Raw genomic sequence first — 12,553 nt, forward strand, 5'->3', positions numbered from 1 at the left:
CAGGCCCGAAGGGCGCGCGGATAAGACTGGGAGAGGGTAGGGCCCATCCGGCAGATGTTCTGATGCGCCGGAAAATGGACCGAAACCCCAATGATAAGGGTCGACAGGCCCACACAGTGTTCGAGGAGTCACCATGTTATTTCACCATGCTCACTTTCACAGCGTGCTGGCCCTGTTTCTCGTCTCCATCGCCACATTCAGTACCCTCGACTTTATTCTCGACTGGCCGCATGGCATGTCCCTGACCCACATGTTGGTGGAGTTGGGGTTGATCGCTTCCAGCCTGGGCGCAGCCCTCTACCTGGGTTACGGCTGGCACCGGGCCCGCAAGGCGGCGGATGATGCCCAGCAATGTCTGGAGAAATACCTGCTGGGCCTGGGAGAGACGATAAATTGCGAGTTTCAGCGCTGGGCGCTGACCGAGGCAGAGCGCTGTACCGCCATCCTGCTGCTCAAGGGCTTGAGCCACAAGGATATTGCGGATCGCTGCGGGCGTAGCGAGCGTACCGTGCGCCAGCATGCCGTGGCGGTATACCGCAAGTCCGGTCTGGCGGGCCGTGCGGAACTGGCCGCCTTCTTCATGGAAGACCTGCTGCCGCCAGTCCACCCTGGGGACGAAGAGGCCACGCCCCTCGCACAGCCCGCGGCAAGTGAGCACCAACTCCGTGCCGGCCAGATCTGATTCACTAGTTATTTCGTTGGCGTTACCTGCAGCCAGAAGGTCACCGGGCCATCATTGGTCAGGCTGACCTGCATGTCGGCACCGAAACGGCCGCTCTGCACGTCCACGTGGGCTTCCCAGGCCCGCTGCAACAGGTAGTCGAACAGGTGCAACCCCTGTTGCGGCTCGGCGGCCGGGGTGAAACTGGGGCGGGTGCCCTTGCGCGTATCGGCCGCCAGAGTGAATTGCGGCACCAATAGCAGGCCGCCGCCCGTGTCGCGCAGGCTAAGATTCATCTTCCCGTCGCTGTCCGGAAACACCCGATAAGTAAGTATTCGCTCCAGCAACCGTTCCGCCTGCGCCTCGCCGTCGCCACGCTCCACCCCCACCAGCACCAACAGGCCGCGCCCAATGGTACCGACCACCTCACCGGCCACCGTCACCCGCGCCTCGCTCACCCGCTGCAACAAACCAATCATGCGTAGCGTCTCGCCATCGCGTCGGTAGCCTGCAGCAGGGCCTCGGTGGTGCCTCGCTCGCTGGCCGAGTGGCCGGCGTCGGGAACGATGGTGAGTTCGGCCTCGGGCCAGGCCTTGTGCAGCTCCCAGGCGTTTTCGACCGGACAGATCACATCGTAGCGGCCATGGACGATGGCACCGGGGATGCCGTGCAGGCGATGGGCATCCGCCAGGATCTGGTTGGGGCGCAGGAAGCTGTCGTGCTTGAAATAATGGGCCTCGATACGCGCCAGGCTGAGGGCGGTAAAGGGGTTGCCGAAGTGATCGATCACCGCCTGGCTGGGACGCAGGGTGGCGGTGCGCCCTTCCCACAGCGACCAGGCCTTGGCCGCCGCCATGCGCTCCAGTTCGTTGTCGCTGGTGAGGCGGCGGTAATAGGCACCGAGCATGTCGTCGCGCTCGTTCTCCGGAATCGGTGCCAGATAGGACTCCCACAGATCGGGGAACAGGCGGCTGGCCCCTTCCTGGTAGAACCAGTGAATTTCATGGGGCCGGCACAGGAAGATGCCGCGCAGGATCAGCCCCAGCACCCGCTCCGGATGGGTCTCGCCATACACCAGGCTCAGCGTCGAACCCCAGGAGCCACCGAACAGCACCCAGCGCTCGATACCCAGATGCTCACGGATACGCTCCATGTCGGCCACCAGGGCCTGGGTGGTGTTGTTCTCCAGGGAGGCATGCGGCGTCGAGCGGCCGCAGCCGCGCTGGTCGAACAGGATGATGCGGTAGCGCTCCGGGTCGAAGAAGCGGCGGTGATAGTCCTCACAACCCGCCCCCGGGCCGCCATGGACGAACAGCACCGGCAACCCGGCCGGATTGCCGCATTCCTCGACATACAGGGTATGGGGCGGCTCCACCGTCAGGCTGTGGATGACGTAGGGCTGCAGCTCGGGATAGAGAATATGCATGGCGACTACCGCGTGATAGAGGAAGGAATCATTCTAACCCCTCCGGTGACAAAGCGGCCGCCCGGCTGATTTGTAGGAAAAGGCTTACACACACTGTAGTGCGCGGATGACTTACGCCCAACGCGACTTTTGGCAATATAGCCTCGACTTCGCAGGGAGGCGAGGTCTTCGCAAGGACGCTAGATAAGGATTATCGCCGCCTGACGGGATGACAGGCTTCCGGAAACGAATGAGACCAGGACGGTCGCGAACATCGCCCTCCGGACACGGATGAATCAAGGACACTAAACCCCGGCTCTGCCGGGGTTTTTTTTCGCCTGCCGTTTTTCTTTTGCTGCCAAAACCTGCCCACCGCCCCGAGGCCAACCCCTGTCGCCGTCCCCGGGCAGTGTGTGGCGCTGTCAGCCCTCGGCGCTGGCGCGACCGGCGCGCTTGCGTTCGTTCTCGCCCAGCAGCTTCTTGCGCAGGCGGATGGACTTGGGGGTCACCTCCACCAGCTCGTCGTCGTCGATGAACTCCAGCGCCTGCTCCAGCGACATGCGGATCGGCGTGGTGAGCAGGATGTTTTCGTCGGAACCGGCGGCGCGGATGTTGGTGAGCTGCTTGCCCTTGAGCGGGTTCACCACCAGATCGTTGTCACGCGAGTGGATACCGATGATCATGCCCTCGTAGACCTCTTCACCGTGGCCGATGAACAGGCGGCCGCGCTCCTGCAAGGTGAACAGGGCATAGGCCAGAGCCTTACCGGCACCATTGGCGATCAGCACGCCATTGATGCGCTGACCGTAGTCGCCCTTCTTCACTGGGCCGTAGTGATCGAACACACTGTAAATCAGGCCGGAGCCCTGGGTGGCGGTGAGGAATTCGGTGCGGAAGCCGATCAGGCCGCGCGAGGGAATGGTATAATCAAGGCGCACGCGGCCCTTGCCGTCGGGCATCATATTCTTCAGGTCCCCACCGCGCTCGCCCAGCTTCTGCATCACGGCGCCTTGGTGGATTTCTTCCACGTCGACGGTGAGCTGCTCGTAGGGCTCCTGCTTCTCGCCGTTCACCTCGCGCACGATGACCTCGGGGCGCGACACGCCCAGCTCATAGCCCTCGCGGCGCATGTTCTCGATCAGGATGCCGAGGTGCAGTTCGCCGCGGCCGGAGACCCGGAACTTGTCTGGGTCGTTGGTATCAGCCACACGCAGCGCCACGTTGTGCACCAGCTCGCGCTGCAGGCGATCACGGATCTGGCGGCTGGTGACGAACTTGCCTTCCTTGCCGGCGAAGGGCGAGTTGTTCACCTGGAAGGTCATGCTGACCGTCGGCTCGTCCACGGTCAGCGGCGGCAACGCCTCCACGGCCTTGGGATCGCACAGCGTATCGGAGATATTCAGCTCCTCGAGACCGGTAAAGGCGATGATGTCGCCGGCCTGGGCCTGCGGCACCTCCACGCGCTCCAGACCGTGGAAGCCGAGGATCTGCAGCATGCGGCCGTTGCGCTTGTTGCCTTCGCGGTCAACCAGGGTGATCTGGGTGTTGGGTTTGACGGTGCCGCGCTGAATGCGACCGATGCCGATGACGCCGACATAGCTGTTGTAGTCGAGCTGGGACACCTGCATCTGGAACGGGCCATCCACGTCCACCTGCGGCGGCGTGACGTGCTTGATGATGGCGTCGAACAGCGGAGTCATGTCACCGCTGCGCACGCTGGCGTCGAGACCGGCATAACCGTTCAGACCGGAGGCGTAGACCACCGGGAAGTCCAACTGCTCGTCGGTGGCACCGAGACGGTCGAACAGGTCGAAGGTTTGATCCAACACCCAGTCCGGACGCGCGCCGGGGCGATCGACCTTGTTGATGACGACGATGGGCTTGAGGCCGCGGGCAAAGGCCTTCTGCGTCACGAAACGGGTCTGCGGCATGGGGCCGTCCATCGCATCCACCAGCAGCAGCACCGAGTCCACCATGGACAACACACGCTCCACCTCGCCGCCGAAGTCGGCGTGGCCCGGGGTGTCGACGATGTTGATGTGGTAACCATTCCAGTCGATGGCCGTGTTCTTCGCCAGGATGGTGATGCCGCGCTCTTTTTCCAGGTCATTGGAGTCCATCACCCGCTCGCCCAGATTGGCGCGCGCGTCCAGGGTGCCGGACTGCTGCAGCAGCTTGTCGACGAGGGTGGTCTTGCCATGGTCGACGTGGGCGATGATGGCGATATTGCGAAGCTTTTCAATCACGAGGGCGTTACCGGGGTAGGTGCTGTAGGGGACTGCCTGAGGAAAATAGCCGCGCATTCTACCCCAGATGGGGGTTGCTCACCAGTTCGGCGGGAAGAACGAAGGGAATGGGATTACCGGAGCCGTCAGGCCGCCAGGCTCGGGTAATCCCACTCACGCCGCTGTTTCACCTTGTCGCCGCGGCGCTCCGCCTTGCGGCTCTTGCCGTGGGCGGCGCCCTTTTTCAACAGGGGGTGGTCATGCAGGGCATTGCGCCAGCGCCCCAGCGGTACCGGCGGTGCGGGTTTCTTCGCCATGGTGTTATCTCCAGAATCTGTGGGGGGGACGGGCATGAGACAACAGCAGGGACTCTTGGTTGCACGTTGGGAAAGTATGAATGTCCATTCCTGGACTTATGTGGCGAGAGGTCGGGACGCCCCTAGCCGCCCCTGTGCCGCGGGAGCTCTGAACTTAAATTCAGCGCGTCCTTAGGCCAGACTGACGCCCAGCAGCATGCCGATGAGGTAGGTCACCACCCCGGCGCCACCGCCGATGAGCACCATGCGCAGGCCGGAACGCAGGGCACTGCGGCCGGTGAACAGGCTGAGGGCCGCGCCAACGGCAAACAGGCCCAGCACGGCCAGGCCCGCCGCGGCGGGCACAGGAGGCACCCCCAGCGGCAGCAGAAAGGGCAGCAGGGGCAGCACGGCGCCGCCAGTGAAGGCGGCGAAGGACGAGGCGGCGGCGCCCCAGGGGGAGCCGAGGTCGTCGGGGTTGAGGCCCAGTTCCTCCCGCGCCAGGGTGTCGAGGGCGTGCTCCGGCTGCTGCATCAGCGCCGCGGCCAGCTCGCGCGCCCGCTCCAGCGGTACCCCGCGCGCGTGATAGATGAGCGCCAACTCCTCGGTCTCCTCCGCCGGATACTCTGCCAGTTCCTCCCGCTCCAGCCCGATCTGATACTCGAACATCTCGCGCTGGGAGCGCATGGAGACGTATTCGCCCGCCGCCATGGACAGGGCACCGGCCAGCAGGCCGGCCACACCGGAGGTGAGGATGAAGGCGGTGTCGGCGGTGGCGCCGGCCACGCCCATGATCAGCGCGGTGTTGGACACCAGGCCGTCGTTGACGCCGAACACCGCGGCACGCAAGTTGCCGCCGCTGCCCACACCGCGGTGGCGCCCACCCACCTGCTCCACCGAGGTCGGCATGGGATGACCGGGCAGCGCACCGCCATAGACCGAGATACCGCGCACCTTCATCGCCGCCAACACCGGCTTGATGGCGCGCGGCCCGAGCCGGCGCAGCAAGGTCGCCACCACCCGGGCGCGGCGCGATGGCGCAAAACCCGATGGCACCGTTTCACCATCGACCACCATCTGCCGCTGCCAGATACGCGCCTGCGCCTCGGCCGCAGTGGCCAAGGCGGTGAACAGTGCGCGCTTGTGACCATCACGCTCCACCTCGGCCAGCACCCGGTACAGCCAGGCCGACTGCATCTCTTCATGCCAACTGTCGCGTGTCGTCATCCGATAATTCCTGCGAAATGTCCGGTCTTGGCGGCACATGCCGCACGCCACATCGAGTGTGCCACAATAGTGCGCATCACTCCGCCGTAACAGCCGTATGCACAGGAGTACATTATGAGTCTGGTCCACGCCGCCGGCCTGGAAAAGAGCTATCGCCTCGGCGAGATCACCATACCCGCCATCCGCGACGCCGATTTCACCATCGAGCCGGCCTCCTTCGTTTCCTTCGTCGGCCCCTCGGGCAGCGGCAAGAGCACCCTGCTCAATATGATCGGTTGCCTGGACCGGCCCAGCGGCGGAAAACTTACCGTGCTCGATACCGATGTCGCCACACTGGACCGCCACAGCGCGGCGACTTTTCGCGGCAACCACATCGGTTTTGTATTCCAGGACTTCAACCTGGTGCCGGTACTCTCGGTGTATGAAAACGTGGAGTATCCGCTGGTGATGGTGCAAAACTGGCCCACTGCACAGCGCCGTGCCCGCGTGATGGAACTGCTGGAAGCGGTGGGCATGAGCGACCAGGCGCACAAACGGCCGGATCAGTTGTCCGGCGGCCAAAAGCAGCGCGTTGCCGTGGCGCGCGCCCTGGTCACCCGCGCCAAACTGGTTCTGGCCGATGAGCCTACCGCCAACCTGGATCACGCCACCGCCTACCGCGTCATCGAGCTGATGAAGAAGATGCGCGATGAGTTCGGCACTACCTTCCTGTTCTCCACCCACGACCCGAAGATCATGGAGGCCGCCGAGGTGATCTACACCCTGGAAGACGGCCACATCCAGCTGGGAGGGGCGCATCATGGTTAACGTAGTGAAACTCGCCACCCGCAACCTGCTGCGCTACCACCGCCGCACCACCCTCACCGCCAGCCTGATCACCCTGGGCATCGTCGCGGTGTTGATGTTCATCGCCCTGTCCGGCTCGTTCAAGGCGATGATGATCGGCCAGATCACCGACTCCATGCTCGGCCACCTGCAGGTTCACCGCAAGGGCTACGTCGCCTCCATCGACAATCTGCCGCTCAACCTGCTGATGAAACCCGGCGCGGTAAAGAAAATCGAGGAACAACTGCAACAGATGCCGCAGGTGGCGGCGAGTTCACCGCGCCTCAAGTTCAGCGCCATGTTCAGCAATTTCACCGAGACCACCGGCATCCGTCTCAACGGCGTCGATCCGGTGCGCGAGGCCGCCACCTGCCCGCTGTTGCCGGGACGCCTCATTGACGGCAGCGCCGCCGGCGGTCTGGTGGAGCAGGGCAAGCTGCTGATCCCCGACATCATCGCCAAGGGCATGAAGGTAAAGGTAGGCGACACCGTGGTGCTGGTGGCCACCAACCAGGACGGCTCGGTCAACGGCCAGACCTTCGTGGTGCAAGGCGTGCTGGAGAGCGCCACCGGCCCAGGCGGACGCGATGCCTACCTGCACATCGACGACGCACGCAGCCTGCTGCGGCTGGAGGACGCCTCGCTGAGCGAGATCGCGGTGCGTCTGCACGACCCGGCGCAACTGCCGCAGGTCATGCAAGTGTTGCATGGCACCTTGGGGGAGATGAAAAACCAGCAGGGCCAGCCCGCACTGGAGATCCACGATTGGAAAAAGCTGACGCCATTTACCGCCATCGCCAATATGATCGATCTGCTGACCCTGTTCATCAAGGTGATGCTGGTGGCCATTGTGCTGATCAGCATCCTCAACGTGATGATCATGGCGGTGTACGAGCGCATGCGCGAGATTGGCACCCTGGCCGCCATCGGCACCCCGCCGCGACGCATCCTCGGCCTGTTCGTTGCCGAGGGTCTGCTGCTCGGCCTGGCCGGCACCATCATCGGCACGCTGATCAGCTTCGGGGCCGTCGCGCTGCTGCGCCTCTACCCGGTGCATTTCTCTTTCGGTCGCCAGGACAACCTGCAACTGGTGCCGAGCCTCGCCGCCGGCGATGTACTGTTCATCGGCGTACTGGTCACCCTCATCGCCGTGCTCGCCAGCCTGCAACCGGCCTGGAAGGCCGCGCGCATGGACCCGATCACCGCCTTGCGTTCCGTATAGAGGACCCTCCATGAGGCACGTTGCTCTCACCCTTGTGTTGCTCGCCCTCGCGCCGCTGGTACATGCCATCGACGCCAATGAGTTATTGCGCCAGGTGGATCGCAACCTGCAGCCGGAGAGCTACGAGATGTACCGCAAGCTCATCAACATCGAGCCCGACGGCCGGCGCAAGGAATTCGTGCTGTACAGTGTGAAGAAGGGCGGCGACAAGGTGCTGGCCCTGTTCCTCGACCCACCCAGCGAAAAGGGCCGCAGCACCCTACGCCTGGGCGACAACATGTGGCTGTACATTCCCAACGTCGGCAAACCGCTGCGCATCACCTCGCTACAGTCTGTGATCGGCGGCGTGTTCAACAACGCCGACATCCTGCGCGTGGACTACGCGGCGGAGTATGATGCGGAGCACGTGGATGAGACGGCCGACGGTTACACCCTGAAGCTGAAGGCCAAGAACTCCAGCGTGGCCTATGACCGCCTGGTGATGCAGGTGGACAGAAAACACAAGGTGCCGCTGACCATCGAGGCCTATGCCGCCAGCGGCATGCTAATCAAGACCCTGCGTTACAGCGAGGTCAAGGACTTCGGCGGCGGCCTGGTGCGCCCCTCGGTACTGGAAACCGACAGCCCGCTGTACAAAAACCACAAGTCGGTGATGATCTACGCCAACATCAAGGCGCGCGATCTGCCCGACGAGGTATTCAGCCTCAACTACATGGGCCGTGTGGACGATTTGCGGGGGAAGTAAGCGCGAAAATTGGAATCACAAAACATTTTGTTCATCATGAAGCGTCTCGTCCGTCTTCTTCTCCTTTGCGGCCCCCTCCTTGCCCACGCCGCCAGCGACTTCAGCTTTGATCTGTCCGCTTATGCCGCCCCCAACCCGTTCGAACTCCACGGCTATGTGGAACTGAAGCACGAACACCAACACTTGGCCCAGGACAACCCACTGTACCGCCTCAACTTCGCCGACAGCGCGCGCGATACGCTTGACCGCAGCAGCACAGCACTGGAGCTGACCGGCAGCTATCGCAACGGCGATTCGCGCCTGTTCAGCACCTGGCATGGCCAGACCCAACACGACTATCAGGGCGACAGCGCCTCGGGCCGCTTCTACGAGCTGTACCTGAGCCACCAGGCCGATGCGGCCACGACGATGGAGGTAGGCAAACGGGCGATGAAATGGGGCAAGGGCTACGCCTGGAACCCAGTCGGTTTCATCGAACGCCCCAAGGATCCCAATGACCCGGAACTGTCGCGCGAAGGCTTCATCATTGCCGCTGCCGACTTCATTCATATCCGCGGCGGCGACCTGCACACCATCGCCTTTACACCGGTATTGCTGCCGGTCACGGACTCGGTCAACAATGACTTCGGCGCTACGACCGGACTCAATGCCGCCGCCAAACTGTATCTGCTCTATCGCGACATCGACATCGACCTGTTGTGGCTCAGCAATGGCAGCCGGCCGGGCCGCATCGGACTCGACTTCTCCACCAACCTGGCGCCCCACTTCGAAATCCACGGCGAGTACGCCTACAGCGGTGAGCACGAGCAACGGGTACTCGGCGCCGGTGGCCTTGCCACACGCACCTATGCGGCCCACAGCTGGCTGCTTGGCCTGCGTTATCTCACCAAACGCGAGACCACCTGGCTCCTCGAGTACTACCATGATGATCGCGGTTATACCCGCGGCGAAATGGAGACCTACCTCGCGCAGGTGGACAGCGCACCGCCCGCGATGCTGCCGCCACTGCGCAGCATCGGTCAGGCCGGCTACACCCGCCCCAGCGCCATGCAGGACTATGTCTACCTGCGTGTGGCGCAAAAGGACCCGTTCGACATCCTCTATTTCACCCCCGCCTTCACCGCCATCCGCAACATAAACGACGGCAGCTGGTCGCTGACGCCGGAACTGCTCTACACCGGTCTCACCAATCTGGAGCTGCGCCTGCGCGCCACCCTCCTCGGCGGCAGCCGCCTGAGCGAATTCGGTGCCAAGCCCAACGACAGTCGGTTGGAACTACGCCTGCGCTACAGCTTTTAGGATGCCGGCCACACGGCGACCGCGCTGATGATCACTCGGACGGAACACTGTTGGTTACGCAAGGAGGGATAGGGACGTCGCCGTCCTTACAGTCCAGCGACGGACAAAAAAGGGCCACGGCGTCAGGCCGTGACCCATTATTTTATTGGCTGGGGCGCTAGGGGTCGAACCTAGAACCTACGGAGTCAGAGTCCGTCGCTCTGCCAGTTGAGCTACGCCCCAAGAAACCGATCTTCGCAAGTGACAAACACGCGGGCACGGCGCACTCCGCTTCCATGCGACCGGTGTCGCGAAGGCATCCATGCCTTCCTGAAACTTGCGACTTGAAACGTGTGTAATTAACGCTTCGAGTACTGCGGACGCTTACGCGCCTTGTGCAAACCGACCTTCTTGCGCTCGACTTCACGGGCATCGCGGGTCAGGAAGCTGCCACGGCGCAGCGTACCGCGCAGGCCTTCATCGTAGGCCACCAGCGCACGGGCGATGGCGTGACGGATGGCGCCGGCCTGGCCGGTGGTGCCACCGCCGATGACGGTGACTTTGATGTCGAACTTGTCGGTCAGCTCAACGGCTTCCAGCGGCTGACGCACGACCATACGGGCGGTGACACGGCCAAAGTAGGCGTCGAGGTCACGACCGTTGACGGTGATGGCGCCCTTGCCGGGGGCCAGGAAGGCACGGGCAGACGAGGTCTTGCGGCGGCCGGTGGTATTGATAGCTTGGGTCTGTGCCATGGTGCTTGTCCTGAAAAACTCAGATATCCAGCGGCTTCGGCTGCTGGGCGGCGTGGGCGTGCTCAGGGCCGGCATAAACCTTCAGCTTGCTGAACATGGCGCGGCCAAGGGAGTTCTTCGGCAGCATGCCCTTGACGGCGATTTCCAGCACGCGCTGCGGGGCCTTGTCGATCAGCTTGTCGAAGCTGATGCCCTTGATACCGCCGGGGAAGCCGGTGTGGTGGTAGTACATCTTGTCGGTCGCCTTGCGGCCGGAGACGTGCACCTTCTCGGCGTTGACCACAATGATGTAGTCGCCGGTATCCACATGCGGCGTGAACTCAGCCTTGTGCTTGCCACGCAGGCGCGAGGCGATTTCCGAGGCGAGGCGGCCGAGGGTCTTGCCGGCAGCGTCGACGACATACCAGTCGCGCTTCACTTCGGCAGGCTTCGCACTAAAAGTCTTTGTACCAATCATCCCAAATCACTCCAGAAAGAGCGGGTGTCACGAAAAGAGGCGGAATCTTATAGAAAACGCGCCCGGGATACAACCCCCACAAACACAGGCATGGGGGAAACCGGTCCGCAACGCGGACAAGGATCCTAGCTGCCGGAGGCGGATTTTCCAAGCCGCCAATAAAAAAGGCCCGGCAGGGTGTGCCGGGCCAATAAAACCACCAAAGGAGGGTGGAGGAGTCACAGACTTGCTGCGCATTGGGGGCAACAGCAAATCAGTGATTACTAATATACTCATATTTCTACGCACGTCAACACTACGGATTGCGCGGGAATCTGGCGGGGGGAGTCCAGGCGCCTGAACCGGCCCCCGTCTTGGATAGCCGGCGCCCCTACCCCCACGCCTCCATCACCGCATCGCGCAGGCGGTTGAGACGGCCGTGGAAGAAGTGATCGGCATCGGCCATCCAGCGGTAGTCGGGGCGGTGTTCCTGGCCGCTGACCCAGGCCGAAACGGCAGGTGGGGCGACGATTTCATCCTGGCCGCCCTGCACCACCATCCAGGGGATGGTTACCGGCGGCGCCTCCCGGAAGTCAAACATCGTCACCGGGGGGGCGACCAGCAACAGACGCTCGGCGCCGACAGCGACATGACTGCGCGCGGCGACAAAGGCGCCGAAGGAGAATCCCGCCAGCCAGAACGGAGCCTGGGGATGACGGGCACGGAAGAAGGCGGCAACCGCGGCCAGATCGGCGCATTCGCCAAGGCCCTGGCCGTAACGGCCGGCACTCCGGCCGACACCGCGAAAATTAAAGGTGACACTGAGCAGCCCCATGTCATTGAAGGTCTGACTCAGGATGTGCACCACCTTGTTCTTCATGCTGCCGCCGTAGAGCGGATGGGGATGACAGACGATGGCGATGGGCCGGTCCCCGGCATAGCAATCGGGGCAAGAGGTCAGCGCCTCGATAGTGCCGGTGGGGCCATCGATCAGCAGTTCCTCACCGGTGCAGTAGTCTTCCTCTAATCCGTCGTATAGATGTCGGCTGGCCAGCTCCGCATAGTGTTCTGCCATGGGCTCCCTCAGGCGCAGCGACAGGCTGCGCGTGGTGTTTTGACGGGAAGGTTCGTGCCTTCCTCTGTATTTTGGTAAAACCGCTATATCTTCAGTCGCTCGACCACGCGGCCGTGCTGCAGGTGCTGCTCGATGATTTCGTCGATGTCTTCGCGGTCGACATAGGTGTACCAGGTTTCCTGCGGGTAGATGACGATCACCGGCCCCTCGGCGCAACGGTCGAGGCAGCCGGCGCTGTTGACACGCACGCCGCCAGGCCCGGCCAGGCCCAGGGCCTTCACCTTGTCCTTGGCGTAATCACGCAGCGCCTGGGCGTTATGGTCCTGGCAACAGGCCTTGCTCTCGCGCTGATTGGTACAGAAGAAGACGTGGTGTTTGTAGTAGGACATGTCGGTCCGCCACT

14 protein-coding genes and 1 tRNA gene are annotated in these 12,553 nt (G+C 63.2%); 5 read left to right on the top strand and 10 right to left on the bottom strand.

All coding sequences use genetic code 11. From position 1 onward, the window contains the following. Nucleotides 1-133 precede the first annotated feature (133 nt). A complete protein-coding gene (locus ACMV8A_RS09925; RefSeq protein ID WP_495325622.1) occupies nt 134-682 on the top strand; it encodes a response regulator transcription factor in 549 nt (182 codons plus the stop codon). A gap of 8 nt (nt 683-690) precedes the next feature. Here the strand turns inward: ACMV8A_RS09925 and dtd are convergent, their stop codons facing one another. From dtd to ACMV8A_RS09950, 5 genes are all read right to left on the bottom strand, one after another. Further along, the gene (dtd, locus tag ACMV8A_RS09930; RefSeq protein ID WP_495325623.1) at nt 691-1,140 is read right to left on the bottom strand and encodes a D-aminoacyl-tRNA deacylase; all 450 of its coding nucleotides are present in this window, start codon (nt 1,138-1,140) and stop codon (nt 691-693) included. Continuing rightward, nucleotides 1,137-2,087 (bottom strand): prolyl aminopeptidase, encoded by a 951-nt coding sequence (gene pip, locus ACMV8A_RS09935; RefSeq protein ID WP_495325624.1) that lies wholly within the window; start codon nt 2,085-2,087, stop codon nt 1,137-1,139. The genes dtd and pip overlap by 4 nt, the downstream gene beginning before the upstream one ends. Nucleotides 2,088-2,488: 401 nt before the next feature. Continuing rightward, the gene (gene typA, locus ACMV8A_RS09940) at nt 2,489-4,369 is read right to left on the bottom strand and encodes a translational GTPase TypA (protein ID WP_495325625.1); all 1,881 of its coding nucleotides are present in this window, start codon (nt 4,367-4,369) and stop codon (nt 2,489-2,491) included. A 68-nt stretch (nt 4,370-4,437) separates the two neighbouring features. Continuing rightward, complete coding sequence (locus ACMV8A_RS09945; protein ID WP_495325626.1) at nt 4,438-4,608, bottom strand: hypothetical protein; 171 nt, start codon at nt 4,606-4,608, stop codon at nt 4,438-4,440. A 171-nt stretch (nt 4,609-4,779) separates the two neighbouring features. Then, nucleotides 4,780-5,814, bottom strand: coding sequence for a VIT1/CCC1 transporter family protein (locus ACMV8A_RS09950; protein WP_495325627.1), 1,035 nt, complete (start codon nt 5,812-5,814; stop codon nt 4,780-4,782). A 114-nt stretch (nt 5,815-5,928) separates the two neighbouring features. Here ACMV8A_RS09950 and ACMV8A_RS09955 point away from each other — a divergent pair, with 114 nt between their 5' ends. The 4 genes from ACMV8A_RS09955 to ACMV8A_RS09970 are packed head-to-tail and all read left to right on the top strand — an operon-like array spanning nt 5,929 to nt 9,905. Continuing rightward, entirely contained in the window at nt 5,929-6,621 is a 693-nt protein-coding gene (locus tag ACMV8A_RS09955) for an ABC transporter ATP-binding protein (RefSeq protein ID WP_495325628.1), read from the top strand. Next, a complete protein-coding gene (locus ACMV8A_RS09960) occupies nt 6,614-7,861 on the top strand; it encodes an ABC transporter permease (protein ID WP_495325629.1) in 1,248 nt (415 codons plus the stop codon). The genes ACMV8A_RS09955 and ACMV8A_RS09960 overlap by 8 nt, the downstream gene beginning before the upstream one ends. Before the next feature lie 10 nt (nt 7,862-7,871). Next, nucleotides 7,872-8,606: an outer membrane lipoprotein-sorting protein gene (locus ACMV8A_RS09965; protein WP_495325630.1), complete on the top strand. Its 735-nt coding sequence runs from the start codon at nt 7,872-7,874 to the stop codon at nt 8,604-8,606. Nucleotides 8,607-8,642: 36 nt separating this feature from the next. Then, nucleotides 8,643-9,905, top strand: coding sequence for a hypothetical protein (locus tag ACMV8A_RS09970; RefSeq protein ID WP_495325631.1), 1,263 nt, complete (start codon nt 8,643-8,645; stop codon nt 9,903-9,905). A gap of 146 nt (nt 9,906-10,051) precedes the next feature. Here ACMV8A_RS09970 and ACMV8A_RS09975 read toward each other — a convergent pair. From ACMV8A_RS09975 to ACMV8A_RS09995, 5 genes are all read right to left on the bottom strand, one after another. Next, a tRNA-Gln gene (locus ACMV8A_RS09975) sits at nt 10,052-10,127 on the bottom strand. Between the two features lie 116 nt (nt 10,128-10,243). Beyond that, the gene (gene rpsI / locus ACMV8A_RS09980; protein ID WP_495325632.1) at nt 10,244-10,639 is read right to left on the bottom strand and encodes a 30S ribosomal protein S9; all 396 of its coding nucleotides are present in this window, start codon (nt 10,637-10,639) and stop codon (nt 10,244-10,246) included. 19 nt (nt 10,640-10,658) lie between these two features. Beyond that, a complete protein-coding gene (gene rplM, locus ACMV8A_RS09985) occupies nt 10,659-11,096 on the bottom strand; it encodes a 50S ribosomal protein L13 (protein WP_495325633.1) in 438 nt (145 codons plus the stop codon). Nucleotides 11,097-11,466: 370 nt separating this feature from the next. Then, nucleotides 11,467-12,150, bottom strand: coding sequence for an alpha/beta hydrolase (locus ACMV8A_RS09990; RefSeq protein WP_495325634.1), 684 nt, complete (start codon nt 12,148-12,150; stop codon nt 11,467-11,469). An 83-nt stretch (nt 12,151-12,233) separates the two neighbouring features. After that, on the bottom strand, nt 12,234-12,539 hold the full coding sequence (locus ACMV8A_RS09995; RefSeq protein ID WP_495325635.1) for a (2Fe-2S) ferredoxin domain-containing protein: 306 nt from the start codon (nt 12,537-12,539) through the stop codon (nt 12,234-12,236). Nucleotides 12,540-12,553 lie beyond the last annotated feature (14 nt).

The organism is Sulfurivermis sp. (genome assembly GCF_059410345.1).

What these genes read in the sequence shown, in the direction of transcription:
- ACMV8A_RS09990 (WP_495325634.1), bottom strand. Translation starts at nt 12,150, where the DNA reads ATGGCAGAACACTATGCGGAGCTGGCCAGCCGACATCTATACGACGGA.
- ACMV8A_RS09945 (WP_495325626.1), bottom strand. Translation starts at nt 4,608, where the DNA reads ATGGCGAAGAAACCCGCACCGCCGGTACCGCTGGGGCGCTGGCGCAAT.
- ACMV8A_RS09925 (WP_495325622.1), top strand. Translation starts at nt 134, where the DNA reads ATGTTATTTCACCATGCTCACTTTCACAGCGTGCTGGCCCTGTTTCTC.
- typA (WP_495325625.1), bottom strand. Translation starts at nt 4,369, where the DNA reads ATGCGCGGCTATTTTCCTCAGGCAGTCCCCTACAGCACCTACCCCGGT.
- ACMV8A_RS09970 (WP_495325631.1), top strand. Translation starts at nt 8,643, where the DNA reads ATGAAGCGTCTCGTCCGTCTTCTTCTCCTTTGCGGCCCCCTCCTTGCC.
- rpsI (WP_495325632.1), bottom strand. Translation starts at nt 10,639, where the DNA reads ATGGCACAGACCCAAGCTATCAATACCACCGGCCGCCGCAAGACCTCG.
- ACMV8A_RS09995 (WP_495325635.1), bottom strand. Translation starts at nt 12,539, where the DNA reads ATGTCCTACTACAAACACCACGTCTTCTTCTGTACCAATCAGCGCGAG.
- rplM (WP_495325633.1), bottom strand. Translation starts at nt 11,096, where the DNA reads ATGATTGGTACAAAGACTTTTAGTGCGAAGCCTGCCGAAGTGAAGCGC.
- pip (WP_495325624.1), bottom strand. Translation starts at nt 2,087, where the DNA reads ATGCATATTCTCTATCCCGAGCTGCAGCCCTACGTCATCCACAGCCTG.
- ACMV8A_RS09965 (WP_495325630.1), top strand. Translation starts at nt 7,872, where the DNA reads ATGAGGCACGTTGCTCTCACCCTTGTGTTGCTCGCCCTCGCGCCGCTG.
- ACMV8A_RS09950 (WP_495325627.1), bottom strand. Translation starts at nt 5,814, where the DNA reads ATGACGACACGCGACAGTTGGCATGAAGAGATGCAGTCGGCCTGGCTG.
- ACMV8A_RS09960 (WP_495325629.1), top strand. Translation starts at nt 6,614, where the DNA reads ATGGTTAACGTAGTGAAACTCGCCACCCGCAACCTGCTGCGCTACCAC.
- dtd (WP_495325623.1), bottom strand. Translation starts at nt 1,140, where the DNA reads ATGATTGGTTTGTTGCAGCGGGTGAGCGAGGCGCGGGTGACGGTGGCC.
- ACMV8A_RS09955 (WP_495325628.1), top strand. Translation starts at nt 5,929, where the DNA reads ATGAGTCTGGTCCACGCCGCCGGCCTGGAAAAGAGCTATCGCCTCGGC.